At 75.8% G+C, this 23,774-nt stretch carries 20 protein-coding genes; 8 read left to right on the forward strand and 12 right to left on the reverse strand.

The genetic code is table 11. From position 1 onward, the window contains the following. Window positions 1-208 precede the first annotated feature (208 nt). The gene (locus HWY08_RS17220) at window positions 209-1,360 is read left to right on the forward strand and encodes an HNH endonuclease signature motif containing protein (RefSeq protein WP_176067478.1); all 1,152 of its coding nucleotides are present in this window, start codon (window positions 209-211) and stop codon (window positions 1,358-1,360) included. 983 nt (window positions 1,361-2,343) lie between these two features. Then, entirely contained in the window at window positions 2,344-2,496 is a 153-nt protein-coding gene (locus tag HWY08_RS17225; protein ID WP_176067480.1) for a hypothetical protein, read from the forward strand. A gap of 8 nt (window positions 2,497-2,504) precedes the next feature. On the opposite strand, the gene HWY08_RS17230 is transcribed toward HWY08_RS17225, so the two are convergent. From HWY08_RS17230 to HWY08_RS17260, 8 genes are all read right to left on the reverse strand, one after another. Beyond that, window positions 2,505-4,727, reverse strand: coding sequence for an Ig-like domain-containing protein (locus HWY08_RS17230; RefSeq protein WP_176067482.1), 2,223 nt, complete (start codon window positions 4,725-4,727; stop codon window positions 2,505-2,507). A 135-nt stretch (window positions 4,728-4,862) separates the two neighbouring features. Beyond that, window positions 4,863-4,994 carry a hypothetical protein gene (locus HWY08_RS22055; protein ID WP_255499698.1) on the reverse strand — a complete coding sequence of 44 codons (132 nt, stop codon included), beginning with the start codon at window positions 4,992-4,994 and terminating at the stop codon, window positions 4,863-4,865. A gap of 74 nt (window positions 4,995-5,068) precedes the next feature. Continuing rightward, window positions 5,069-6,013 carry an MvdC/MvdD family ATP grasp protein gene (locus HWY08_RS17235; RefSeq protein WP_176067484.1) on the reverse strand — a complete coding sequence of 315 codons (945 nt, stop codon included), beginning with the start codon at window positions 6,011-6,013 and terminating at the stop codon, window positions 5,069-5,071. Next, entirely contained in the window at window positions 6,010-6,372 is a 363-nt protein-coding gene (locus HWY08_RS17240; protein WP_176067486.1) for a hypothetical protein, read from the reverse strand. Before HWY08_RS17240 ends, HWY08_RS17235 begins: the two co-directional genes overlap by 4 nt. A 116-nt stretch (window positions 6,373-6,488) precedes the next feature. Further along, the gene (locus tag HWY08_RS17245; RefSeq protein WP_176067488.1) at window positions 6,489-9,392 is read right to left on the reverse strand and encodes a serine/threonine-protein kinase; all 2,904 of its coding nucleotides are present in this window, start codon (window positions 9,390-9,392) and stop codon (window positions 6,489-6,491) included. Next, the gene (locus tag HWY08_RS17250) at window positions 9,389-9,961 is read right to left on the reverse strand and encodes an RNA polymerase sigma factor (protein ID WP_176067490.1); all 573 of its coding nucleotides are present in this window, start codon (window positions 9,959-9,961) and stop codon (window positions 9,389-9,391) included. Before HWY08_RS17250 ends, HWY08_RS17245 begins: the two co-directional genes overlap by 4 nt. Before the next feature lie 101 nt (window positions 9,962-10,062). Next, complete coding sequence (locus tag HWY08_RS17255) at window positions 10,063-10,596, reverse strand: alpha/beta fold hydrolase (RefSeq protein ID WP_176067492.1); 534 nt, start codon at window positions 10,594-10,596, stop codon at window positions 10,063-10,065. 1 nt (window position 10,597) lies between these two features. Continuing rightward, the gene (locus HWY08_RS17260; RefSeq protein ID WP_176067494.1) at window positions 10,598-12,967 is read right to left on the reverse strand and encodes an ATP-dependent helicase; all 2,370 of its coding nucleotides are present in this window, start codon (window positions 12,965-12,967) and stop codon (window positions 10,598-10,600) included. Window positions 12,968-13,075: 108 nt separating this feature from the next. Between HWY08_RS17260 and HWY08_RS17265 the strand changes: the two genes are divergently transcribed. The 4 genes from HWY08_RS17265 to HWY08_RS17280 all read left to right on the forward strand — a co-directional run bounded on the left by HWY08_RS17265 (window position 13,076) and on the right by HWY08_RS17280 (window position 17,336). After that, window positions 13,076-14,725, forward strand: coding sequence for a ribonuclease J (locus HWY08_RS17265; protein WP_176067496.1), 1,650 nt, complete (start codon window positions 13,076-13,078; stop codon window positions 14,723-14,725). 12 nt (window positions 14,726-14,737) lie between these two features. Then, window positions 14,738-15,226 carry a YajQ family cyclic di-GMP-binding protein gene (locus HWY08_RS17270; protein ID WP_176067498.1) on the forward strand — a complete coding sequence of 163 codons (489 nt, stop codon included), beginning with the start codon at window positions 14,738-14,740 and terminating at the stop codon, window positions 15,224-15,226. A gap of 313 nt (window positions 15,227-15,539) precedes the next feature. Then, a complete protein-coding gene (locus HWY08_RS17275; RefSeq protein ID WP_176067500.1) occupies window positions 15,540-16,259 on the forward strand; it encodes a lytic transglycosylase domain-containing protein in 720 nt (239 codons plus the stop codon). 222 nt (window positions 16,260-16,481) lie between these two features. Beyond that, window positions 16,482-17,336, forward strand: a complete 855-nt coding sequence (locus HWY08_RS17280; protein WP_176067501.1) for a C-GCAxxG-C-C family protein — start codon at window positions 16,482-16,484, stop codon at window positions 17,334-17,336. Window positions 17,337-17,537: 201 nt separating this feature from the next. On the opposite strand, the gene HWY08_RS17285 is transcribed toward HWY08_RS17280, so the two are convergent. Further along, window positions 17,538-18,191 carry a hypothetical protein gene (locus HWY08_RS17285; RefSeq protein ID WP_176067502.1) on the reverse strand — a complete coding sequence of 218 codons (654 nt, stop codon included), beginning with the start codon at window positions 18,189-18,191 and terminating at the stop codon, window positions 17,538-17,540. Window positions 18,192-18,320: 129 nt separating this feature from the next. After that, window positions 18,321-19,289 carry a hypothetical protein gene (locus HWY08_RS17290; protein ID WP_176067503.1) on the reverse strand — a complete coding sequence of 323 codons (969 nt, stop codon included), beginning with the start codon at window positions 19,287-19,289 and terminating at the stop codon, window positions 18,321-18,323. Window positions 19,290-19,461: 172 nt separating this feature from the next. On the opposite strand from HWY08_RS17290, the gene HWY08_RS17295 reads away from it, so the two are divergent. Further along, window positions 19,462-22,113: an MMPL family transporter gene (locus HWY08_RS17295; protein ID WP_176067504.1), complete on the forward strand. Its 2,652-nt coding sequence runs from the start codon at window positions 19,462-19,464 to the stop codon at window positions 22,111-22,113. On the opposite strand, the gene HWY08_RS17300 is transcribed toward HWY08_RS17295, so the two are convergent. Both HWY08_RS17300 and HWY08_RS17305 read right to left on the reverse strand, forming a co-directional pair. Beyond that, window positions 22,046-22,219, reverse strand: coding sequence for a hypothetical protein (locus HWY08_RS17300; RefSeq protein ID WP_235969683.1), 174 nt, complete (start codon window positions 22,217-22,219; stop codon window positions 22,046-22,048). The genes HWY08_RS17295 and HWY08_RS17300 overlap by 68 nt on opposite strands. Before the next feature lie 22 nt (window positions 22,220-22,241). Further along, a complete protein-coding gene (locus HWY08_RS17305; RefSeq protein WP_235969684.1) occupies window positions 22,242-22,877 on the reverse strand; it encodes a CGNR zinc finger domain-containing protein in 636 nt (211 codons plus the stop codon). Between the two features lie 107 nt (window positions 22,878-22,984). On the opposite strand from HWY08_RS17305, the gene HWY08_RS17310 reads away from it, so the two are divergent. Next, entirely contained in the window at window positions 22,985-23,404 is a 420-nt protein-coding gene (locus HWY08_RS17310) for a DUF2917 domain-containing protein (protein ID WP_176067505.1), read from the forward strand. The last annotated feature ends 370 nt before the right edge of the window (window positions 23,405-23,774 follow it).

The following is a 23,774-nucleotide window of genomic DNA, read 5'->3' on the forward strand; positions in this document are numbered from 1 at the left end:
GTCCCACATGGGAGCTTGACGCGTTCCCGCGCGGCTCGCGCTTCGGCGGACGCGAAGGCGCGAGGAGGCCTCTCCCGCGGCCGCCCCGGGCGACTGGAAGCCTTTACGATCGGCCGAACCCGTTCTCGCCGCGTCCTCCCTCCGGACCGCTTCCGCGCGAAGCTCGCGCGTCCCAGGAGCCCCGCGAAACGCATGAGACACTCTGGGTATGACCGACGCCCGTGCCCTCTCCCGCCGCATCGCCTCGCTCCTCGCCGGGGAGCGGAGCCGACTCGCCGAGTTTCTCGTCGCCCTGGCGGACTTCGACCGGAAGCGCGGGTGGGGCACGCTCGGCTATGCCTCGCTCTTCCAATACCTCGAGCGCGAGCTCCGGCTCACGAGCAGCGCCGCCGCTCGTCGGATGACCGCGGCTGCGCTCGTCCAGCGCTTCCCCGCGGTCGTGGAGCCGCTCCGCGACGGCCGCGTCTGCATGTCCGTCGTGTGCGAGCTCTCGAAGGCACTCACCCCTGAGAACGCGGGCCAGGTGCTGCCGCGCTTCTACGGCCTCTCGAAGCGCGAGGCGGAGGCGCTCGTCGCGGAGCTCAGGCCGGTCGCGAATCCGCCGCGCCGCGAGGTGGTCACGGCCCTCGCGCGCCCCGCCCCGCCACTGCGCGCGAGCGCGCCCGCGGAGGCGCTGACCGCCGCGCCTGCACCCGAACGGACTTCGCCGGCGAAGTCCGAAAGGGTACAGCCAGACGCAGACCTCTTCTCCGCGCCGGCTCGCCCGCGCGATGAGGTGGTGCCCCTCGACGCTGACCTCCGCCGCTACCACGTCACCGTCTCGAAGGCGTTCCTCGCCAAGCTCGACGCCGCCAAGGACGCGCTCTCCCACGCCATCCCCGACGGCGACACCGAGGCGGTGCTCACCGCCGCGCTCGACCTCCTCCTCGAGAAGACCGACCGCCGGCGCGGCCTCGTGAAGCGGCCGCGGCCGGCGCCTCAGAAGCCCTCCGCTGACCCGCGCCACGTCCCGGCGGCGGTCGCGCGGGAGGTGTGGAAGCGGGACGGCGGCCGCTGCAGCTTCCGCCTGCCGGACGGGAGCGTCTGCGGCTCGACGAAGCGACTCGAGCTCGACCACATCCGCCCGGTGGCGCTCGGTGGGCGCAGCACCGCCGACAACCTGAGAGTGGCTTGCTGGGATCACAACTCCCTGCACGCGGAGCACGTCTTCGGCCGGGAGCACATGGACAAGTTCCGGAAGGACGCGGACCGAAGCGCTCCATCCACCGCCGCTGGCGGAAGCACTTCTGGGGCGTGCGGGGAGGGCGCTGAGGCCGCTGGCTCGACGCGGACGCAGCGACAGCGCGGTACCGGATCGTGAGCCGATCTCGCGGACGGCGCCGCGAACGCGGGGACGACGCCTCGTCGGCGCCGCTCGCCGGACGGCGCCCCGGCTCGACGAGGCGGCGAGCGCTGGACGGCCGCGCACCTCTCGGCCGGCTGGGACGCGCCGAGGGAGACCTGTGGCAAATCAAGAGGCCCAAACCGTCCTCTCTTCTCCCTCGGGCCTGCTCCACCGATGTGACCACCCGTCCTGGGAAGGCGCAGGGTCGCCAGCAGCCAGGCGGCGCTCTCGCCAGCAGGAGAAGGGCCGCCCGCCTCGCCGCTCCCCGCGGAGGTTCACACACACTGTTGCGGGCTGGCGTCGTGGCGCAAGGCCAGCGCCGCCGCGCCAGGGCGCAGGCCGCGCGCGGCGCGATCCTTGCTCGGTCCGAGGGAGAAGGGAGATCGGGTCATGCTTCGGAGAGCCGCGGTCATTCTCTCGCTTGCCGTCGGCATGGCGCTGCCCGGATCAGCGGGCGCTCGAGGGACACACGGCGGGCACGGGATTGTGTCCGCGCGCGGCGGAGGCCTCGGCGTCCACGGTGGCATGCGCGGGTCGGCCAGGTTTGGGCCTGCGTTCCGCCGGGGGCCGTATCGCCCCTTCCCGCGGTTCCCGCGCTTTCCACACCACTTCAGGCCGTTTTTCGGACCGTTCTTCGGCTTCGGGGTCCTCGTTCCGTTCTACCCGACGTACTACGACCCTTACTGCGACCCCGACTCCAGCGACTACGATCCGCGCTGGTGTCACTGGTGGTGACGGCGCCGGCCGCGGCTCGCCGGCGCCGGCGCCACGGCCTTGCCCGCTCACGGCGGCCGCCCGCTGCCACGCCGAGCACGCGCAGCCCTGAAGCGCTGTTGCTGCGAGGGGCCACCACGGGTACAAGCCGCGAGCGCCTCCGCAGCCCCGCTCGGCCCACTGGAAGCGGCAAGTGGAACGATTCGGCTCGAGCGACGTCCGATGGCGAGGAGGAGCATTCGGCCATGCAGGGAGCCATCACCACCCGCGACGTCCTGCTGCACGGCCCGACCATCGTCCGTTGCTCGGGGCCGCGGACGTACCTGCGCTGCCTTCGCGCGCTGTTCGCGCGGCGCCCGACGACCTTCCTCGCGGTCGTCTGCTCCGGACGGCGGTGACGCGCCCCTCAGGGCGCGACGGGCACGGGGGCGCGCACGTAGATGTTGAGCCGCGGCGCGATGTAGACGCCGTAGGCGGAGCTCGGGGTGGCGCGGAGCACCGACCGCTCGATCACGAAGACCCGGTTGCCGTCCTGGGAGAGGTGGAAGGGCAGGAAGCGGCGGAGCTCCTTGTGAAGGTCCCCGTTTCGCGCCATGTCCAGCACCACCTCGTCGCCCGACGTCGACCAGGCGAGCGGGTCGCCCACCACGCTGGTCGTGGGGGTCGCGCTGGGGTCGACGGCCACGTGGATCCGCTGGCCGCTGCCGTCGGCGAAGAGCGACCACCCGAACTTGTTCTCGAGCTTCAGGTCCGGCCCGGCCCACTGGTCGGCCATCCAGGCGTTGATCATGGTCTGCCAGAAGGTCCCGGGGGCTGTGACCACCGCCTGCGCGAACGCGGCCGGCGCCACGTCGGACTTGAACGCGTAGTCGTAGGTGCCGGCGACCACCTGGCCGGCCGCGTCGAGGCGCTCGCAGTAGACGGCGCGGACGTCGTCGAGCGCGTCCAGGAGCGTGACCACCTGCTCGTCCCCGCTCGCGTAGCGCAGGTGGAGCTCCCCGGCGGCGCCCAGGCTCCAGGCGAGGCTCTGCCCCGCGTAGGCGCCGGCGCCGGTCTGATCGGGCGCGAGCGTCACCGCCTCGCCGTTGAACTGGGCCGGGAGCGTCGCGCCCCAGGGGTCGACGCCGGCGGCGTAGTAGGCGGGCATGGCCCACGTCCCGGCGGCGAGCGCCGCCGTCCACGGGGTGGTGGGCACGCGCGCCGGATCGCGCAGCGAGCCCTCGAACCGCCACTGCCGCGAGCTGGTGAGGGGGCCGTAGGTGCCGGCCATGGGACCGCTGCCGAGGGTGACGGCCTCCCAGGTGGTGGTCAAGTCCTGCTGGACCGTGACCAGGTCGACCAGCGCCCCGCGGGCGAAGACCTGGTAGGTGATGCGCCCGATCGCGTTGGCGGTGGAGATCCCGGCGTCGTGCCGCTCGGCGATGTAGGCGTCCTGGACGGCCTGAGGGTACGGGGAGTCCTGGATGCTGTCCCAGCTCGTGACCCTGAGCGGCGCCGCGAGGTCGAGGACGACCGTCGAGCCGCTCTGGCTCCAGGTGAGCGCGTTCGCGCCCGTCGTCGTCACGTAGAGCCCGGTGCCGTCCAGCGCCATGGTGAACCTGTCCCCGGAGCGCGCCAGGTAGCCTGGGGTCGACGCGGTGGTGGTGAGGTAGGACGTGCCCGAGGGGGGGACCGGCGCCGCCGGCGGCATGAGCACCGGGTCGGCGAGCGTCGCGTCGCGCGCCTGCGCCAGGACCGCGGCGCCGGCGCTGGCGGTGAAGGCGCTCGTCTGGACGGGGTCGGCGGCGAGCGCGAGCGTGTCCGGGCAGCCCGCGGGCAGGGCCGCACCCAGGTCGACGGCGGCCTTGATCGCCGACGCGAGGTCGAGCACCAGGGCCGGGTCCACCGACTTCTCCGCCTGCACCAGCGCCGTCGCGTCGGCCGGCGGCGCGCCGCCGTTCGCCTGCTGCAGGAGCGCGTAGCGCGCGGTGGTCACGTTGGTCAGGTTGACGTTCGGATCGGCCTCGGCCGCGAGCTCGTGCGCCGCGGCGGCGTCGGCGGGCAGCGCGTCGAGGCCGGGGAGCACCGTCGCCAGCTTGACCTGCTCCTGGCCCGCGGCGGCCGTGCCCTGCGCCACGAGGGTGATGGTGGCGGCGGGGTCGGCCACCTCGATCGGGAGCGTGTAGGCGCCATCGGGCCCGGCCACCGCGGTGAAGCTCTCGCCGCCCGTGGTGGCGGTGACGGTGGCGCCGGGGACCGGCTCGTCGTAGACGCGGCCGCGGAGCGCGAGCGTCTGCACGCCGCGGACGGTGACGGTGGCGGTCGCCGCGCGCGCCCCGTCGCTCACCGTGTACCAGAACGCGACCTGGCCGATGAAGCCGGGCGCGTCCGGCGTGTAGACGACCCGGCCGCCGGCGAGGGCGGCGGCCCCGCGCGCCGGCGCCCCGACGGCGGTCACGGTGAGCGTCCTGCCGCCCGCCGCGCTGTCGTTCGCGAGGACGTCGATGGTCACCGGCGCGCCGTCGCGCGCGGTCGCCACGTCGTCGGCCGCGAGCGGCGCGGCGCCGGGCGCCGGGGCCTTGCTGCCCCCTCCGCAGGCGAGCGCGAGGGCGGCGACGAGCGGCGCGAGACCGGGGCGGGGGTGGCGCATGTGACCTCCGTGGAGACGGCCGGCGAGTGAAGGCGGCGACCTTACACTGTCAGCGCAGCCTGCGCCGTCACACGGTCCGTGGACATCTACTCATCGTCACGGAGGCTGGAGCGCGGTCGCGCGCGGAGCGCCCGCTCAGGCGTGGCCGGAGGCCACCGCGAAGGCGAGCGCGAAGGCGACGGCCAGCGCGAGGAGCAGGAGGAGCCCCCCCGCCCAGCGACGCCGCGGTGCGTCGAGCCGCGCGCGGCGCTCGGGGTCGAGGTGCATGGTCCCTCCTCGCGGCGGCTCGCGGCCCGCGGCCTGCCTGGCGGGTGGACGCGCGGCGCCCGGCGACGTGACGATCACCCGCCCGCGAGGAGGCCCGCCAGCGCGTCCGTCAGCTGGAGCCCGGTCCGCCGCTCGACGAACAGCCACTGTCCGCCCGGGTTCACCTCCAGGAAGACCGCCCTCCCGTCCGGCGTCTCCCGCAGGTCGGCCGCGCCGTAGCGCAGGCCCAGGGTGCGGTGGAGGGCGAGCAGCCGGCGCTCCACCGCCGCCGGGAGCCCCACCGCCTCGAACCGCGCACGCTCCGGGTCGAGCCGCCAGTCCACCGGGTAGGCGGTCTCGCGCGCGTCGATGCGGCAGGTGAAGACGCGCTCGCCGACCACGGTCGCGCGCAGGTCGAGCCCGGGCACGTACTCCTGGAAGATGACCGGCGCGTAGCGGAGGGCCGGCAGGAGCGCGAGCTCCTCCGGGCGCAGCAGGCGCGCCTCGCGCCACAGCTCCGCCGACCCGGTGAACGGCTTGTAGAGGACCCGACCCGGCCCGCCCAGCTCCTCCACGAACGCCCGCGCCGCGTCCGGGTCGTTGGTGACGAGGGTCCGCGGCACCTCCAGCCCCGCCGCCCGCGCGGTCGCGAGCTGGTGCGGCTTGCGGTGCGCATCGCGGTCGGCGCCGAGCGGGTTCACCCAGCGCGCGCCGGCGAGCGCGAGCCAGAAGGCGCCCAGCGCGTGCTCGCACTCGTCCCAGGCGAACTGCCGGTGCGCCGGGTCGGAGATCTCCGGGTGGAGCTCCGGCATCCGCACCCGCCGCCACCAGACCGCCCGCACCTCCGCCGCGGTCACCGGGGGCTCGCCCTCGACCTGGAGCACCGCCTCCGCGCCGTCCGCGCCCTGCCTCATGCGCAGCGCCGCCCGCCTCGGGAAGCTGGCGGCGTCGAAGCGGGCGCAGCGCTCCCCGCGGGCGGCGAGCGCCGCCAGCAGCGGCGGCGCGTGCTCGTCGGACCCGTGGGTGACCGCGAGGATCACCGCCCGGGCGCGGCCGGGAAGTGGTGGGGCGTGGCGAGCGCGAACGGCACCGCCGCCGGCCCCGGCGCTCCGGCGATCCAGGGCGGCGTCCCCGGCGGGATGATGCTCGACTGGACGTGGTCGGCCACCACGCCGGTCGCGTCGGTCACCGGGGGATCGCCCGCCGGCGGGGTCTCGCTCACGCGCTCGCCCGCCGCCTTGGTCGCGCCGGGCGACGGCTTGCCGGGCGCGCCCCCCGGGGCGGGCGGGGTGCGGCCGCCCTTGGACGGCGACTCGCCCGTACGCTCGCCGGCGGCGCTGGTGCTCTTCGGGTCCCCTCCCCGCGGCTCCGCCGTGAACCCGCTCGACTCGTCTGACATGACGCTCTCCTCCCTGGGACGACGGTCAGTGGCTCGGGCGCGGCGGATGTGACGGCCGCCTCGCCCGGCGCGCCGGCGCGCCAGCTCCGCACGCTGGAGGCGGCGCCGACCGAGCGTCAAGGGCGGCCCCGTTCAGGGCCGAGCGATCGCTGCAGCGCGCGCGCCTCGGCGAGCAGCGGCTCCCCCTCGTCGGCGCGGCGCCAGAGCGCGAGGAGGCGCGCCAGCGCGCCGCGCGCCGCGTCCTCGTCGCCCAGGCGCAGGCTGGCGCGCGCCAGGACGAGGAAGCTGCGCGGATAGGCCCAGCTCCGCAGCAGGCGCACCGGGTCGTAGACGGCGTGGAAGCGCCGCACCGCGTCGACGGCCTCGCGGTCGCGGCCCGCGTCGAGCGCCACCTCGGCCGCGAGGAAGGCCGGGGGGAGCGTGTAGCTCGGCGACCGATCGCGCGGCTCCGCCTCCGCGAGCTCGCGCGCCGCGTCCTCGGGCCTCCCCGCCCGCCACAGCCGCACGGCGGCGTACATGCGCGCCGGCGGCGAGGACGGATCGAGGCGGCTCGCCAGCCGCTCGGCGAGCGCCGGGAGCCGGCCGTAGGCGAGGGTGGAGGCGAGGTTGGCGCTCTCGCCGGCGGGATCGAGGTGCTCGGCCTCGCGCGCGAGCGCGGCGGGGTCGCCGCCGGCCAGGTAGCTCACCCGCAACGAGCGCCCGAGCGCGTGGCCGGGATCCGCCCTGAACCCCGGCGAGCGCAGGAGCTCCAGCCCCTCCCGCCGGCGGCCCTGGGTGCCGAGCACCGCCGCCAGGTCGAGCCGCGCCCAGGGGTCGTTCGGGGCCAGGGCGAGCTGCCGCCGGAGCTCGCGCTCGGCCTCCTCCAGGCGATCGTCGAAGACGAGCGCCTTCACCAGGTCCTCCTCCGCGGTCGCGCCGCCCCCGGCCTCCAGCTCGTCCCGGGCGGCGGCGATCGCGCCCGCGCGGTCTCCCGCCCACCCGCGCGCCTCCGAGAGCGCGTGCAGCACCGCGGGCTGGCGCGGCAGCGCCTGGAGCACCTCGATCCGCCGGCGCAGCTCCTCGCCCCGGCCCAGGTGGCCGAGCGAGTCGACGAGGTACTCGAGGGCCCAGCCGTGGGCGGGATCGAGGGCGAGCACGCGGTCGAGCCACGGCAGCGCCTCCGAGAAGGCGCCGCGGTCGTGCAGGAACTCCCCCGCGGTCAGCAGCACCTTGGTCTCGCGCGGGAAGCGGCTCGCCGCGGTGCGGTAGAGGCCGAGGGCGTCCTCGTCCCGCCCGTCGAGGTGCGCGGCCCAGGCGCGGATGAGGAGCCGCTCCTTCTCCGGCACGCGGTCGAGGTGCTTCACGGCCTCCGCGATCTGGGCCCGCTCCTCCTCGCCCGGCTCCCGGCCGCCCGGCGGCGCGACCGCCAGCGCGTAGCGCGCGAGCGCGAAGGTCGGATCGACCTCCAGCGCCCGGCGGTAGAGCTCGGCGCACTCGTCCAGGCTCGCCTGCCCGACGCGCGCCACCCGCTCCGAGCACTGCTCGCCCTCGAAGTAGCGCTGGTAGGCCTCGAGGCTCCCGGTGAGCGCCTGGGCGACCCGCACCTCCGAGGCGCGCACGTCCTCGGCGCGCTCGTTGAGCTCGCGCCGCACGCGCGCCGAGATGCGGTCGACCAGCGCGGAGAGCTGCGCCTCGCCGGGCGCGACCTCGCGCACCTCGAACAGCCGCCGCTCCGCCGCCGGATCCACCGCCTCGAGCGCCAGGGCGTAGCCCGCGCCGTCGCGGGTGAGCCGGCCGAGGAGCAGCGCCCTCACGCCCGCCGCGCGCGCCACCTCGCGCGCCAGGTCGCCCTGCAGGCGCGCCTCCTCGCGCCCGCGCTGGCGGGCGAGCTCGACCAGCCGGGCCCGCGTCACGACGTCGAGCGCGCGGGACTGCTCGAGCGAGGTGGCGAGCAGCCCCGCCAGCCCGTCCAGCGCGGGCTGGCCGGTGGCGTTCTCGAGGTCCGCCACGGCCACCGGGACCGGTCCGACCGGCGCGTGCCAGCGGCGCCACAGGTGCCCGGCGACTGCGCCGGAGAGGATGGCGCAGGCGAGCCCGGCCGCCAGCGCGAGCCTCCTCCGCACGGCGCGGCGGCGGGCGCCGCCCGGCAGCGCCGCGGCGACCTCCTCCAGGGCGACGAGCAGCGCCGCCCCGTCCGCCGGTCGGAGCGCCGGGTCCGGCTGGAGCGCCCGCGCGATCACCTCCGCCAGCGGGCGCGGGGTGCCGGCGGGCAGGCGCGGCGCCGCGCCGGGTTCCCGGGGCGGCGCGCCGCCCACCATGGCGGCGAGGAGCGCGCCCACCGCGTACACGTCCACCGCCGGCCCCTCCGGGCCGCCCCGGCGCTGCTCGGGCGCCATGAAGGCGGGCGTGCCGGCGGACTTGAGGTCGCGCCCGAGGACGTGGGCGATCCCGAAGTCGAGGAGCTTCACCCCGCCCTCTTCGGTCACGAAGACGTTGCCGGGCTTGAGGTCGCGGTGGACCACCCGCGCCGCGTGGGCGTGAGCGAGCGCCGCCGCCACCCCGGCCGCGAGCGCCACCGCGCGCTCCGGGGCGAGCGGCCCGCGCGCGAGCCGCTCGGCCAGCGTCTCGCCGCGGAGCAGCTCCAGCACGAGGTAGGGCCCCGCCTCGCAGCGGCCGGCGTCGTAGAGCGTCACGATGCCGGGGTGGTTGAGGCGCGCCACCGCCTCGGCCTCCTCGGCCATCCAGGCCGAGGCGGGCGCCCGCGCGCCGGCGCCGGGCCGGAGCGCCTTGAACGCGACCCGCCGGTGCAGCTCGCGGTCCTCCGCCTCGAAGACCACCCCGAAGCCGCCCTGCCCCACCTCGCGCAGGAGCTCGAAGCGGCCGACCACCGCCCCCGGCACGAGGAGCCGCTCCCAGCCCTCCTCCTGGACCGGCGGCGCGCGGGCGAGCTCCTGGAGCAGCGCGGAGAGCGCCCCCTCGTGGCAGCGCGTGCGGCCGTCGTCCGCCGCGCCCGCGGGCGCCGGTCCCGGCGCCGCCGTCACGGCACGAGGCCCTCCTCGCGCGCCGCGTCGGCGAGCTTCGCCTTGAGGCGCTCGAAGCGCTTGCGCAGCGCCGCCTCGTCGGGCCGCGCCGGCGCGTCGCTCGCCAGCACGTCGGCCACCTCGGACCAGGAGAGCCGCCGGTCGAGCCGGAGCGTGAGCAGGGTCTGCTCCTCGGGGTCGAGGGTCGCGCGCAGCCGCTCGAGCGCGACCGCCTGCCGTTCGCGCTCCACCGCGGTGGTGGCGAAGATGCGCCCGGCGAGCTGCGACGCGAGCGTCGAGCCGAGGCGCTCGCCGCGGCGGTGGCGCGGCTCGCGCCGGAGCGACACGGCGCAGCGCCAGGCGATGCCGTAGCACCACGTGCGCACGGTCGAGTCGCCGCGGAACCCCGGCAGGCCGCGCCACACCGACTCGGCGAAGTGCGAGAACGCGTCGCCGGCCTCGCCCTCGTCGCGCAGGACCGCGCGCAGGTAGCCGAGCACCTCCGGCCCGAGCGCCTCCAGCACCCGCGTGGCGGCCTCGTCGCGCTGCCCGCGCGCGAGGAGCTCCGTCACCTGCGCGTCGAGGGACATGCCGTCGATGGTATGCGGCCCGGCGGCGGGTGTGCCGGTCCTCCCCGGGTCTCGGGTGGGGTCACCCGGACGTTGGGCCAGGGCGCCCTGGCGCCGGCGCGCTAGGCGGTCCGGGGCTGCAGCCGGAGGGCGAACGCCGCGAGGGCGCGCGCGAAGAGGCCCGGGTGCTCGACGATGCGGCCCCGGCGGTAGAGCAGCACCGGCACGTGCACGTCCTGCAGCCGCGCCAGCGGCGCGGGCGCCGCCAGCACGAGCCCGGCCACCAGGCCAGGCCGGGCGACCGCGAGCTCGACCGCCACCCGCCCGCTCGCCCCCTGCCCCACGACGGCGGCGCGCCCGACCTCGAGCGCCTCCAGCGCCGCGGCGGCGACCTCGACGAGCTGCGCGTCGCGCGCCTCGGCGCGCTCCGGGTCGGGCGCGGCGAGCTCGAGCGCCACCGCCCGGAACCGGCCGGAGAGCGCCTCCAGCAGGGGTCGGAAGGCTCCCGCGCCACCGGGCGCGCTCGCCAGCACCACCACCGCGGGGCCTTCGTCGCCGAGCTCGAGCGCCCGCGCCTGCCCCGGGCCGGCGGCAAGCGCGGTGACCCGCAGCCCGCCGGCGCGGACCGGCTCGCGACCGCCGCGGGGCGCGCCCACCTCACGCCCTCCGCAGGTAGCGGGCGACGACGCGCTTCTCGCCCCGGTCGTAGAAGGCGACGGTGACCTTGGCCTCGGGCCCGGGTCCCTCGCAGGCGCGCACCACCCCCTCGCCCAGCGAGGCGTGCACGACGCGGTCGCCGGGGGCGAGCCCGCGCTGCTCGTCGGCGTCGTACTCCACGTGCGGCTCGCCGCGGGGCGGCGCGAGCCGGCCCCGCTCCCCGGCCCGCGGCGCGGATGGCGGAGCGGGGGCGCTGAACCCGTCCTCGCCGTCGAGCTCGATCACCGGCTCGCCCTCGAGCGCGCCCGGCAGCCGGCGGATGCGCGGCGGCGCGGCGCGCACCGGGGCGGGCGCCGGCGCGGCGAGGGTAGGCAGCCCGAACAGCTCGGGCGGCAGATCGCCCAGGAAGCGCGACGGCTCCTGCTGGTGGAAGGTCGGCCCGGACTCCCCGTAGGTCATGCGCCGCCGCGCCAGGCTGAGCGTGAGCAGGCGCCGGGCGCGCGTCATGCCGACGTAGCAGAGCCGCCGCTCCTCGTCGTCGTCGGCGAGCGAGGCGTCGGCCGACTCGGGGCGGCGCCAGGGCCGGCGATAGGGGAGCACCCCCTCCTCGAGGCCGGTGAGCACCACCGCGTCGAACTCGAGCCCCTTGGCCGCGTGGAGGGTCATGAGCGCCACCCGCCCCTCCGGCGTGGGCGCGTCGGCGTCGCCGAGGAGCGCGATCTGCTCCAGGAAGCGCGCCAGCGGCGGGGGCGTGGGCTCGTCCGCGTCCTCCGCGCCGCGCGCCTCGGGGCGCCCGGCCTGCGCCTCGTCGAACTCGCGCGCGGCGGCGAGGAGCTCCATGAGGTTCTCGGCGCGCTCGACCGCCTCGTCGGTGCCCTCCTCCTTGAGCCGGTCGATCATCGCGCTGCGGGTCAGCACCTCCTGCACCGCCAGCCCGGCGTCGAGCTCCCCGACGCGCTCGTGCAGCCCCGCCACCAGCGCGCGGAACTCGCCCAGCGCCTTGCGGGCCCGCGGCGTGAGCTCCGGGATCCCGTCCACCTCGGCCAGCGCGTCGAAGAGCGCCTGCCCCCGATCCTGCGCGAAGGCGGCGAGCCGCTCCACCGACCTCTCGCCCACCCCGCGGGCGGGGCGGTTCACGACGCGCAGGAGGTCGAGGTCGGAGCGGGGCGTGAGCGCCAGGCGGAGGTAGGCGGCGGCGTCCTTCACCTCCGCCCGCTCGTAGAAGCTCGTCCCGCGCACGACCACGTAGGGGATGCGCCGCGCCCGCAGCGCCGCCTCGACCGGCCGCGACTGGGCGTTCGTGCGGTAGAGCACCGCCACCGCGTCCCAGGCCGCGCCCTGCGCGTGCGCCACCTCGACCGCCCGCGCGATGCGCTCCGCCTCGTCGTGCTCGTCCTGCCCCACGACGAGCGCCAGCGGCGCGCCGCCCTCCTGGGCCGTCCACAGCTTCTTGTCGCGGCGCCGGTGCGCCTTGGCGATGACCGCGTGCGCGGCGTCGAGGATGGGGCGGGTGGAGCGGTAGTTCTGCTCCAGCTTCACCACCCGCGCCCCCTCGTACTCGCGGTCGAAGTCGAGGATGTTCGACACGTCGGCGCCGCGCCAGCGGTAGATGGCCTGGTCGTCGTCGCCCACCACGCACACGTTGCGCTTCGGGCCGAGCAGGAGCCGCACCAGCCGGACCTGGGCGTGGTTCGTGTCCTGGAACTCGTCGACGAGCACGTGGCGGAAGCGCCCCGCCCAGCGCGCCCGCACTCCCGCGTCCTCCTCCAGGAGGTGGAGCGGGCGCATGAGGAGGTCGCCGAAGTCGGCCGCGCCGGCGCGCTTCAGCGCCTGCTCGTAGCGCGCGTAGACGGTCCGCGCGGCCTGGCGCTCCACGTCGAGGTCGCCCACCCGCACCTCGCCCGGGCGGAGCGCGTCGTTCTTCCAGCGGTCGAGGCAGGAGAGGACGTCGCGGGCCGTCACCGGCTCGCCCTCGGGCAGCTTCAGCTCGCCCATGAGCTGCTTCACCAGCCGGAGCTGATCGTCGGTGTCGTAGATGGGGAAGGAGGGGTCGAGCCCGGCGGCGGCCGCCTCACGCCGCAGGAAGCGCGCGCCGAAGGCGTGGAAGGTGGAGACCCAGAGCTGGCCGGCGGACGGTCCGAGCAGGGACTCGAGCCGCTCCCGCATCTCGCCCGCGGCCTTGTTGGTGAAGGTCACGCACAGCACGTGCCACGGCATGACGCCCTGGCGGAGGACGAGCTGCGCCACCCGGTGGACGATGACGCGCGTCTTGCCCGAGCCGGCCCCGGCCAGGACGAGCAGCGGCCCCTCGCCGTGCAGCACCGCCTCGCGCTGGGCGTCGTTGAGGCTGTCGAGGATGGGGTCGGGCACGGAGGGGGCGTCGGATCGCGGCGGCGGGGGAGGCGCCCCCGCCCTAGAACCAGGTCTCCACCTTTTAACCCAGGCCCGGCGAACGGGCTGGGAGATACTCGACCGATCGTGGCACCGTCCGTCCGCATCGTCGCCCTGGGAGGGCTCGGGGAGATCGGCATGAACTGCCTCGCGGTCGAGTGCGACGGGCGGATCGCCGTCGTCGACTGCGGGGTCATGTTCCCGAACGAGGCGATCGGCGTCGACGTCATCGTCCCCGATCTGTCCTGGCTGGTCGCGCGGAAGGAGCAGGTGGGCGCGATCTACGTCACCCACGGGCACGAGGACCACATCGGCGCGCTGCCCCAGCTCCTCGCGGCGGTGAAGGCGCCGGTCCACGTGCCGCGCTTCGCGCGGGCGCTCCTGGAGGGCCGGCTGCGCGAGGCGGGCGTCCAGGCCGACCTGCGCGAGGTCCGGCCGGGCGAGGTGCGCGGCGCCGGCGACGGCGCGCCGCTCTCGGCCGAGTTCGTGGCGGTGACGCACTCCATCCCGGACGCCTGCGCGCTCGCGCTGCGGACGCCGCAGGGGCTGCTCTTCCACACCGGCGACTTCAAGATCGACGAGGCGCCGGTCGGCGGCCGAGGCTTCGACCTGGCGCGGGTCGAGGCGCTCGGGCGCGAGGGGGTGCGGCTGCTCCTCTCCGACTCGACCAACTCCGAGCGGCCGGGGAGCTCGCTCTCCGAGTCCGAGGTGGGCGCCGCCCTCGACCACGCCTTCGAGCGCTCGCGCGGGCGCATCTTCGTGGCCTGCTTCGCCTCCAACATCCACCGCATCCAGCAGGTGGCCGACGCGGCGCGGGGGCTCGGGCGGCGGCTGGCGCTGCTCGGCCGCTCGATGGAGCAGAACGTCCGGCTCGCGAGCGAGCTCGGCTACCTGAAGCTCGCCGGGTGGCAGCTCTGCTCGCTGGAGGAGGCGCGCGAGCTCCCGCCGCGCGAGCTGTGCGTCCTCACCACCGGCACCCAGGGCGAGCCGCGCAGCGCGCTGGCGCGCCTGTCGCGCGGGGAGCACCCGAGCCTCGAGGTGCAGCCGGGCGACCTGGTCGTGCTCTCGTCGCGCTACATCCCGGGGAACGAGATCGCGATCGGCGAGGTGATGAACGCGCTCGCCCGGCTCGGCGCCGAGGTGGCCTACGAGGAGGTGCGGCCGCTCCACGTCTCCGGCCACGCCCAGGAGGGCGAGCAGCGGCGGCTCATGCAGCTCACCCGGCCCGAGCGCTTCGTCCCCATCCACGGCGAGTTTCGGCACCTCGCCCGCCACGCCCAGCACGCCTCGGCCGAGGGGGTCCAGCACCGGCACCTGCTCGTCGACGGCGAGGTGCTGGAGCTCTCCGACGGCGGGGCGCGGGTGCTCGACGAGCGCGCGCCGGTGGGCCGCGTCTACGCCGACCGGGACGCCCTCGGCGCCGCCGTCGAGGAGGCGGTCATCGGCGACCGGCGCCAGCTCGCCGAGGCGGGGCTGTGCGCGGTGGTGGTGTGCGTGGACCGGGCGAGCCGGGCGGTGGTGCGCGGCCCCGAGATCCTGGCCCGCGGCGTGGCCGGGCTGTCGAGCGGGGGCACCGCGCTGCGCGGCGAGGTGCTGCGCGCGCTGGAGGAGCTGCCGCCCGCCGTTCGGCAGGATCGCGCCGCGCTCGAGGAGGCGCTGCGCCTGGCGGTGCGGCGCTGGTTCCGGCGCGAGGGCGGCCGCAAGCCCGAGGTGCTGCCCATCGTGCTCGAGTTGTGAGAGGAGAGGGACATGCCCAGCTTCGACATCGTCTCCGAGCTCGACCTCATGGAGGTCGAGAACGGCTTCAACCAGGCACGCAAGGAGCTCGCGCAGCGCTTCGACTTCAAGGGGACCGCCACCGACCTCGAGCGGCAGCAGGACGGGTCGATCCTCCTGAAGGCGAACAGCGAGGGGCGCGCCGAGGCCGCCTACGGCGTGCTCCTCGAGAAGCTCGCCAAGCGCGGGGTGCCGCTCGAGGGGCTCGACCCGCAGAAGCTCGAGCCGGCGGCGGGCGGGCACGTGCGGCAGCTCTTGAAGCTCAAGAAGGGCATCAAGCAGGAGGACGCGAAGAAGATCGTCCTGCGGGTGAAGGAGTCCGGCCTGAAGGTGCAGGCGGCCATCCAGGGCGAGGCGGTGCGCATCACCGGCAAGAAGCGGGACGATCTGCAGGCGGTGATGCAGCTCGTCCGCGGCGCGGGGCTCGGCATCCCGATCGCGTTCCAGAACTTCAGGGATTGACCTCGCGACGCGTCCGCCCCCGGTCTCCGCGCCTCCGGCGCTCTCGGATGCCCGGCGCGTCCCGATCGGGCACGCCGACCTCCGCCCACCCGCGCGTCTAGCCGCGGACAGGCCGGTCCTGCCATCATCGCCCCTCACCGCGAGGAGCGCCGATGGGATCGACGTGCCACCCGATGAACCGCGCCGTCCGCGGCCGCCGATGATGGGTCCGGCCGCGGCGCGTTCCCGGTCCCGTTCTCGGCTCGCGCGCCTCGCGCTGGCCGCGCTCCTCGCCGCGTCGGCGGCGGGGTGCGCGGGCGCGCGGAAGGCGGCGTTGCGCGAGGACCTCGCGGCGGCAGCCGAGGTCTCTCCGCCGCAGGCGGCGGCGGTCCCCGCGATCGAGCCGCCCGCCCCGCCGGCGGTCGAGGCGCAGCCGCCGGCCGCCGAGCCGCAGATCCCGCCGGAACACGTCGAGGCGCACGTTCGAGCCCAGGTGGCGCAGCGCATGCCCGGCGCCGCGCCCACCACCCGCCGCAAGGTCGCCGCCACGGTCCTCGCGGAGTCGAGCCGCGCCGGCGTCGATCCGCTGCTCGTCGTCGCGCTCATCCACGTCGAGTCGTCGTTCAACCCCCGCGCGCGGTCGCGGGCGGGCGCGCTCGGGCTGATGCAGGTGCGCGTCCCCACCCTGCGCGAGCAGCTCCACCGACCCCAGGCGCGGCGCGCCGACGCGCTCGATCCGCACACGAACGTCCAGGCCGGGGTCCGCTACTTCCGGCAGCTGCTCGACACGTTCGGCGCCACCGACCTCGCCCTCATGGCGTACAACGCGGGCCCGGGGCGCATCCAGCGGCTGCTCGCGGAAGGGGACATCCCGCCGAGGATCCGCGACTACTCGCGCAAGGTCGTGGCCGAGCTCGAGCGCATCCGGAACGCGCTCCTCCGCCCCGGCCGCGCGGAGAGCCTGGCCGCCGCACCCCGCGGCGCAGCCCCGGAGCTCCCGCTCGCCGCGCCCGGGCTGGCGCGGCCTGCGGCAGAGCCGTCGATCGCGCGGTGAAGCGGCCGCGGCGGGCGACCGCCGCGAGACCCCTCCGCTGGCTTGACCGGGTGCGACTCACGGTCACGCGCTCCGTCGCGCGCGACAATGGCCCGCGCCCCGAACCCCATCCTGGACCCATCGCGGTAGCCCGCCGCGCGTACCGTGGCGGTCAACGGAACGCCCTACCGCGCGCGGGTGGTGGGACCGCGCCAGGCAGGGCGGCAGCGAGGAGGGCAGCGCATGAAGAGCATCTCGAGGCGGGAATTGATCACCCACGCCGGCATGGCGCTCGGCGGCGCGGTCACGGCCACGGCGTTCCTCGGCGCGTGCGGCGGCAGCTCCCGGGCGACGGCCGAGACGACGAGCCCTCAGGTCTCCGACTTCCCGTACCGGAAGTTCATCCCGGCGGGCTACGCGCTCGACAAGCAGGCGATCCAGGAGAGCGCCTACCAGCTCTACTGGGCCGGCGGGTGCGGCCACGGCGCGTACAAGTCGATCATGCAGCACCTGGCCCAGACGGTGGGCGCCCCGTTCAACCTCCTGCCGCTGGACGCCTGCATGTACCAGGGGGGCGGGATCGCCGGGTACGGCAGCATCTGCGGGGCCATCAACGGCGCGCTGGTGGCCATCAACTCCATCGTCGCGGATTCGAAGGCGCGGGCCGCGATGATGACCGACCTCATCCGGTGGTACGAGGGAACGGCGTTCCCGTCGTACGTCCCGGCGGCGATCAACGCCAGCGAGAAGGCGACGCTCGACTTCTCGGCCGCCAACATCGCCAAGCTGCAGATCGTCCCGCACAGCCACCTCTGCCACGCCTCGCGCACGCAGTGGTGCCAGCACAACGGCGTCGCCGCCTCGAGCCCCGACCTGTCGGCACGCTGCGGCCGGCTCACCGCCGACGTCGCCGGGAAGGCGGTGGAGCTGCTGACCGGCTACCTCGCGACCAGCGCCTACACCGCTGCCGTCCCGCTCGACTCCACCTCCGCCGGCTGCGTCGGCTGCCACACCTCCACCCGGCTCAACGAGTCGGTGGCGTCCGGGATGCGGTGCGACTCCTGCCACCCGTCCAACACCACGAACCACCCGCTGTAAGCCGAGCGGCGCCGGCCGCGGCGGCGGGCACCCGGAGTCGGGGCTCCCGCCGCCCCCGCCGGGCAGGGGCGGCGCTGCCGGGGGGCGCGGCGGATTTCGTAGCTCGCGGTCATGCCCGTCTTCCCCGCCCAACACACTGATGTCGCTCCACCGTGCCACGCGGCGGGGCCACCGCGACACAGGACACATCGAGCGCCCGCTTCACCGAAGGAGCGGCAGCGCCGCCGCCGCCGTGTTGGCGAAACAGAGCGAGAGCAGCGTGAGGTCGAGCCACGTCCATCGCCGCGAAACCCGCTGCAGGAGGGCGATCCCCGCGAGCGCGAACGTCGGGTAGAGCGTGAGGAGCGTGTCGAAAATTGGCTGGACGTGGTGAGCGGCGCCGAGGAGAGGAGCGACGCTGCGGGGAAAGAAGACCATCGCGCCAGCGAGGAGGAGGCTGACGTGCGCTGCGATCCCCAGGGCCATCCCGACGAACGCCGGCCGCTTGTCGAGCGGCGTGCGCCGCGCGGCGACTTCACGCGCCTGAGCGAGCGCTGCCCGGAGGGCGTCCCCCGTGGGCGGCCACGGGGCCCAAGCGTCCGGCCCGGCGAGGACGCCCACGCACCCTTCCACGCGGCGGGAGAACTTCGCCGCGGCGCACATGACGACCGGCCGCCGGATCTCCTGCCACTTGAGGCGGTGGCAGCCGTGCCAATCCGGCCGCTCCGAGGCGAGGACCTCGGCGTCCGTGCCGTCCGCCTGGCTCACCGCGATCGACATCGGAGCACCGGTCGCCGCCCGCGCCTCGAGCCCCGCCTCTGCGAGCGCCCGCTGCGCCTGCTCGGCCCGGTCGATGCGACCGATGACGCGGATCATCGCCCGAGGGTAACACGGGGGCGCCAACCGGGGAGCGGCTCACCGCCCTCCCTTCACGTGCCACCTGGCCCCTGGCCGGCGCCTGGCGATGGGGCGCGCCTTGGAGGCGACGAGGCGCGCCGGGGATGGCTACCGCTGGACGACGACCTGTCCCCACTCGGCGCGGATGTTCATCCCCGGATAGCCGCCGTGCGGCAGGTAATCGCCGCTGAACGTCCCGCCGTTGTAGGCGAAGACCCGGAGCGTGATCGGCAGGCCGGTGGGGATCCCGCTCGCCGGGATGGTGAACGCTCGCTGGGCGCCGCCGACGTCGAACGAGGCGCCCGTGCCACAGCCCGGGCCGCAAGACCACGTCGCGCTGACGGTGAACCGGTCCGGCTGCGTCGCGCTGGTCCAGGCCACCGAGACGGCGTCGCCCGGAGCGAAGGCGGCCCCGTTCGCGGGCGCGGTCAGGATCGGCGCCTCCGGGACCGAGCCGGTGGCGGTGACCGTCCGGCCGCCGCGCGTGACCTCGAGGACGATGGTCGCTCCCGCGCCGAGGGCATTCGTCAGCTGCCCGCCGTAGTACCCGTCCTGGTAGAAGCCGGCGGGGTGGGTCATGACCTCGCCGTTCACCGTGACCGTCGCGTCGTTGACCCCGACGCCGTCCTCGGCGACGTCCAGGTTCTGGTACTCCGCTCCCAGATCTCTCCCCCACACCTCGAGCAGCGGACGGCAGGTGAAGCTCACGCCGGTCACGTCCGCGCGGTCCACCGTCGCGACCGCGCTGGCCGGCTCCATCGAGAACCCCTGGAGCGCCGGCGTCACCGTGTAGGTCCCGGCCGGGATGCCGGCGAACGCGTACCTCCCGGAGGAGTCCGTCCTCACCACCCGATTGCCGAGCGCCGCACTGGACAGCGTCACCGCGACGGCGTGCGACCCCGCGCCGGAGATCGCCCCCGAGATGCCGTAGGTCGCGCCCTGGGTCGCACCCTCGGTCGCGCCGCCTCCGCACCCTGCGGCCAGGATGAGCCCGGCGATCAGGGCGCCACCTCCGCGCGGGAGTCGCCCGGCGAACGCCTGCGCTGGAGCGCGGCGGGCTTCGTCGCTGGTGGTCATGTTCGTATTCCCCCGACCCAGGTGACTGGACGTCCCAGCGTGCCACGCGGCGGGCCACCGCGGCACAGGAAACAGCGACCGCCCGGCACCTGGCGCGCACCGCCGTCCCGGGTCGGGCGAGGCGTTCCGCCGCAGGCCCGCCCCCCGGGCTCTGCCGCAGCGTGGAGCTGAGATGCGCCTCCTCCGCTTCGTGGGCTGGCTGACGGAGCTGTCGCTGCGTCGCTGGCGCAGCCTCCTCGTCCTCGGCGCGCTCCTCGGGCTGGCCGGCGCCTGGCTCGGCTCGCGGCTCGAGCTCCGGACCAGCTTCGAGGAGCTTCTCCCGGAGGACGTACCGAGCGTCCGGAGCGCGCGCGAGCTGGCGCGGCGGGTGGGCGGGGACGGCACCGTGCTCGTGCTGGTCGAGGCCGAGGGCGGTCCGCAGGAGCTGCCGGGCGCCGAGGAGCTCGCCCCGCGGCTGGCGGCGGCGTTCGCCGCGCTCGGGCCGGACGTCGTCCGGTCGGTCGAGTGGAACCAGGACCCGGTGAAGCGCTGGTACGCGGATCACTGGCCGCTGTTCCTTCCGGCGGAGGACCTCCGCGGGGCCCGCGACGCGCTGGTGAAGGTCCTCGGGGAGCAGAAGGCGCGGCTCAACCCGACCCTCACCCTGCTCGACGAGGGCGCCCCGGCGGCGGACGGCGAGGCCGGAGCGCTCGAGCTCGGTCGAGCCCCGGACCTCCAGCGCCTGCTCGACCCGGCGCGCCCCAGCCCGCGCGCGGAGGTCGAGCAGCGGTTCGCCCGCTACGCCGGCGGCTTCCTGGTCCACCCGGACCGCCGCTCGCTCACCCTGGTCGTCCGCACCGCCGGGACGAGCCTGGCCATCTCCGAGGTGCGCGTCGCGCTCGCCCGGATGCAGCAGGCCGTCGAGGCGCTCCGGCCCGAGCTCGAGGCGCGGCACCTACGCGTCTCGTTCGGCGGCTCGTACCCCATCCTGCTCGCCGAGTACGGGGCGCTGGTGCGCGACGCGGCGCTGTCGTTCGCCGCCGTCCTCGCGATCCTGCTCCTGTCGATGACCTTCTTCTTCGGCGAGCTCCGGCTCGTCCTCGCGCTCGGGGCGACGCTCCTCCCGGCGGTGGCGGTCACCTTCGGGGTCGCCTGGGCCGGGATCGGCTACCTCAACACCCAGACCGCGTTCCTCGGCACGATCGTGGCCGGGAACGGGATCAACTACGGGATCATCTACCTCGGGCGGCTGAAGCAGCTCCGCCGACGCGGCGTACCGCTCGCGCGCGCCTGCCACGACGCGGCGCGGGTGACGGCGAGCGGCACGCTCCTCGCCGCGGTGGGCACGAGCGTCGCGTACGGCACGCTCATGATCGCCACCAACCGAGGCTTCCGCCACTTCGGCTTCATCGGCGGGATCGGGATGGTCGTCTGCTGGCTGGCGACGTTCGCGCTGCTCCCGGCCCTCCTGGTGCTGCTGGATCGCCTCCGCCCGCGCCGCGTCCGCCCGCGCCCGCCGCCGCCCCGGCGCGCGGTGGCCGCGCTCGACCGGCTCTTGCGGCACCCGCGGCTGGTGGTGGGAGCGTTCGCCGTCCTGACCGCGGCGGCCGCCGGGGTCTACGTGTGGCGGCTGCCGGTCGCGCTGGAGCAGAACCTCGACAACCTCCGAAACGACGAGACGGGGAGCGCCGAGGTGCGGCGCGTCCAGGCGCGGGCGCAGGGCAGCCTTGGACGATCGATCGCCGGGGCGGTGGCGCTCCTCCCCTCGCGCGAGGGCGCCGACGCCTACTGCGCCGCGCTCGAGGAGCGGCAGCGCGCGCAGCCGCGCCTGCGCGCGCTCGTCGAAGGGTGCGAGACCCTCGCGAGCGTGGTGCCGCTCCGGCAGGCGGAGAAGCTGGAGCTGGTCCGCGACCTGGGGGCTCGCCTCACCGACCGCGTGCTGGAGCGCCTCCCGGCGGCGCAGGCCGCGCGCGCCCGCGAGCTCCGCGACGACCTCCGGGCGCAGCGCGCGATCTCCGAGGCGGACGCGCCGCCCGCGCTGCTCGACGCCTTCCGCGAGCGCGACGGCACCGTGGGCCGCATCGCCTTCGTGCGCGCCCGCGGCGAGGCGCGGCTGGAGCTGGTGCCGAACCTGCGCCGGTTCGCCGCCGCGGTGCGCGGCGTGCCGGTAGGCGGCGCGCGCTACGACGCGGCGGGGGTCGACGTCGTGGCGGCCGACCTGCTCGACGACGTCGAGCGCCAGGGGGCGCGGACCACCGCCCTCTCCTACGCGTGCGTCTGCGCGCTCGTCTTCGCCTTCTACCGGAGCCTCCGGCAGGGCGCCCTCCTCGTCGCCTCCTTCACCTCGGGCGCGATCCTGATGCTGGGGTTCACCGCCGCCGCCGGCCTCCGGATCAACTTCTTCAACATCGCGGCCTACCCCATCACCTTCGGGATCGCGGTCGACTACTGCGCCAACGTCTACGCGAGGCTGCGGATGCGCCGGAACGTGGTCCCCGCCCTGGTCGAGGTGGTCCCGGCGATGGTGATCTGCTCGTGGTCCACCGTCGTGAGCTACGCCACGCTGGTGGTCTCGTTCAGCCCGGCGCTGCGCTCCTTCGGCTGGTACGCGATGATCGGCGAGCTCGCCACGCTCGCCGCCGCCGTGGTGCTCCTGCCCGCCATCGTGCAGCTCCTGCCGGCGCGCGTGTGGCACGCCCCCGAAGGCGAGGCCGCCGACGAGGACGAGCCGCTCCGGGCGGGCGGGGGCGACCGGGTCGGCCCCCCCGGCCTCCGCCTCACCGCTTCGGCGCCTCCTTCTCGGGCTTGCCCGCCCGCTCGGGCAGCTCGGCGGCGGCGGTCTTGATCTCGGTGAGATCGCGCACCAGCTCGCTCCAGCCGTACCAGAGCGCGTGGTCCGGGCTGTTGTGGAACGCGCCCTGGAAGGTCCGCATGCGGTGCTCGAGGAACATGACCGCCCCGCCTGGACGGTGTTCACCCCGCGCCGGACCCCTTCACCTTGGCGTAGTGGCGGCGCGCCTTGGCGCGGTTGCCGCAGTCCTGCATCGAGCACCAGCGGCGGGTGCGCGCCTTGGTGCGGTCGAGGAAGAGCCAGCCGCACTCGCCCTCCTCGGACATCCCGCAGACGCGGACGCGCGACAGCTCGCCGGCGGAGGCGAGGAGGTCGGCGGCCGCGGCGACGATCGGCCACCAGGGCGCGTCGAGCGCGAGCGCGCCGTCCCAGCCGAGCGCGCAGCAGCCCTCCCCCTCCGCCAGGCGCCGGTGCGAGAGCGCGCGCGCCAGCGCCGCGTTCAAGAGCGCCAGGTCGGCGGGGGCGGGCCGCTGCCCTGCCACCCGCGCCTCGAACACCCGGTGGAGCGCCTCGCGGAGCTCGCGCGCTTCGGCCAGCGCCGCCTCCGCCTCGGCCGGGCGCTCGCGCGCCAGCTCGGCGATTCGCTCCGCTTGCCCTTCCGCCAGGCTGCCCGTCTGGACCGCGAAGGCGAGGAGGTCTGCGTACCCGACCAGGTATTCTCGTGGCCGGTGCGGTCGCATCCCACCGACCGTATTGACGAAATCGATCGCCAGGTGGCCTCCCGAGCGGTCGAACACGCGCTGCTTCATCGCTTCCATCTAACCCCTATACTGCCACTTGACAGGTTCATACGCCACGCCTTAGATCATAACCATCTAAATGCTACATGCCGGTTTGTAGCAATATCGGTGGTTAGGAGGCGCGTATGGCGGCGGAGCTGGAAGTGGTGGCGCTCGACACGTCGCGGTCCTGGAGCGCGGTGAGCCGCGGCTCGCCCAGGGTGGAGGTGCTCGACGGGACGGTGCTGGTGACGGTGGAGGGGGATCCGGCGGATCGCGTCCTCACTGCGGGTGACGTATTCGCGGGCCCGCCGCGGCGGCGAGTGGCGGCCACGGGCCTCTCCCGCAGCCGGATCCGCGTCTCCGCGCCCGAACTGCCCGCGCTCGCGCGGCTCGCGGCGCGAGGCGCGGCGCCGCTCGCGCGTCACCTCTTCGGCGGCGCGCTCATCCTCGCCGTCTGGCTCTCGCTGTGGACCTGGGTCGCGATCGTCGTCGCGGCGCCGCTCGCGACGGGGCCTCGCGCCGGCGGCGGCACGGCCGCGGAGACGGCCGAGCGCGTGCGGTGATCGGGCGCTCTTCCGGGGCCCCACCCATCGAAGCGCGAGCGGCCGTCGAGCGTACCCGCGCGGTCGCCGCGCCCCGAGGGAGTCCCCTGGACGAGCGGCCGAGCAGCCGCCCTGCCGGGCGGGAGGCCAGCCTGCGGCCCACCGCGCGATCGCCCAGCCAGACGCCGTGCGGGCGCCCGGCCGCCGTCCTGCGGGCCTGGGAGCCGGGACCCTTTGCCGTCTCCACCCTCGGGCTAGGACTCGCGGTCGCAGCCCCGCGGCGGCTCCCTCCACCTCGGGTGAAGCTCTCTGCCGCGCGGCAACGAGGCGCTCGCCCGCTCCCCTGGCGCGGCGTACATGCGACCACCTACGCGCACTCGCGCCTTCGCGC

This window comes from Anaeromyxobacter diazotrophicus (assembly GCF_013340205.1).
Taxonomy (GTDB): Bacteria; Myxococcota; Myxococcia; order Myxococcales; family Anaeromyxobacteraceae; genus Anaeromyxobacter_A; species Anaeromyxobacter_A diazotrophicus.

Coding starts and splice junctions, on each gene's coding strand:
- HWY08_RS17220 (WP_176067478.1), top strand. CDS start 209: ATGACCGACGCCCGTGCCCTCTCCCGCCGCATCGCCTCGCTCCTCGCC.
- HWY08_RS17225 (WP_176067480.1), top strand. CDS start 2,344: ATGCAGGGAGCCATCACCACCCGCGACGTCCTGCTGCACGGCCCGACC.
- HWY08_RS17230 (WP_176067482.1), bottom strand. CDS start 4,727: ATGCGCCACCCCCGCCCCGGTCTCGCGCCGCTCGTCGCCGCCCTCGCG.
- HWY08_RS22055 (WP_255499698.1), bottom strand. CDS start 4,994: ATGCACCTCGACCCCGAGCGCCGCGCGCGGCTCGACGCACCGCGGCGT.
- HWY08_RS17240 (WP_176067486.1), bottom strand. CDS start 6,372: ATGTCAGACGAGTCGAGCGGGTTCACGGCGGAGCCGCGGGGAGGGGAC.
- HWY08_RS17250 (WP_176067490.1), bottom strand. CDS start 9,961: ATGTCCCTCGACGCGCAGGTGACGGAGCTCCTCGCGCGCGGGCAGCGC.
- HWY08_RS17270 (WP_176067498.1), top strand. CDS start 14,738: ATGCCCAGCTTCGACATCGTCTCCGAGCTCGACCTCATGGAGGTCGAG.
- HWY08_RS17280 (WP_176067501.1), top strand. CDS start 16,482: ATGAAGAGCATCTCGAGGCGGGAATTGATCACCCACGCCGGCATGGCG.
- HWY08_RS17285 (WP_176067502.1), bottom strand. CDS start 18,191: ATGATCCGCGTCATCGGTCGCATCGACCGGGCCGAGCAGGCGCAGCGG.
- HWY08_RS17290 (WP_176067503.1), bottom strand. CDS start 19,289: ATGACCACCAGCGACGAAGCCCGCCGCGCTCCAGCGCAGGCGTTCGCC.
- HWY08_RS17295 (WP_176067504.1), top strand. CDS start 19,462: ATGCGCCTCCTCCGCTTCGTGGGCTGGCTGACGGAGCTGTCGCTGCGT.
- HWY08_RS17300 (WP_235969683.1), bottom strand. CDS start 22,219: ATGTTCCTCGAGCACCGCATGCGGACCTTCCAGGGCGCGTTCCACAAC.
- HWY08_RS17305 (WP_235969684.1), bottom strand. CDS start 22,877: ATGGAAGCGATGAAGCAGCGCGTGTTCGACCGCTCGGGAGGCCACCTG.
- HWY08_RS17310 (WP_176067505.1), top strand. CDS start 22,985: ATGGCGGCGGAGCTGGAAGTGGTGGCGCTCGACACGTCGCGGTCCTGG.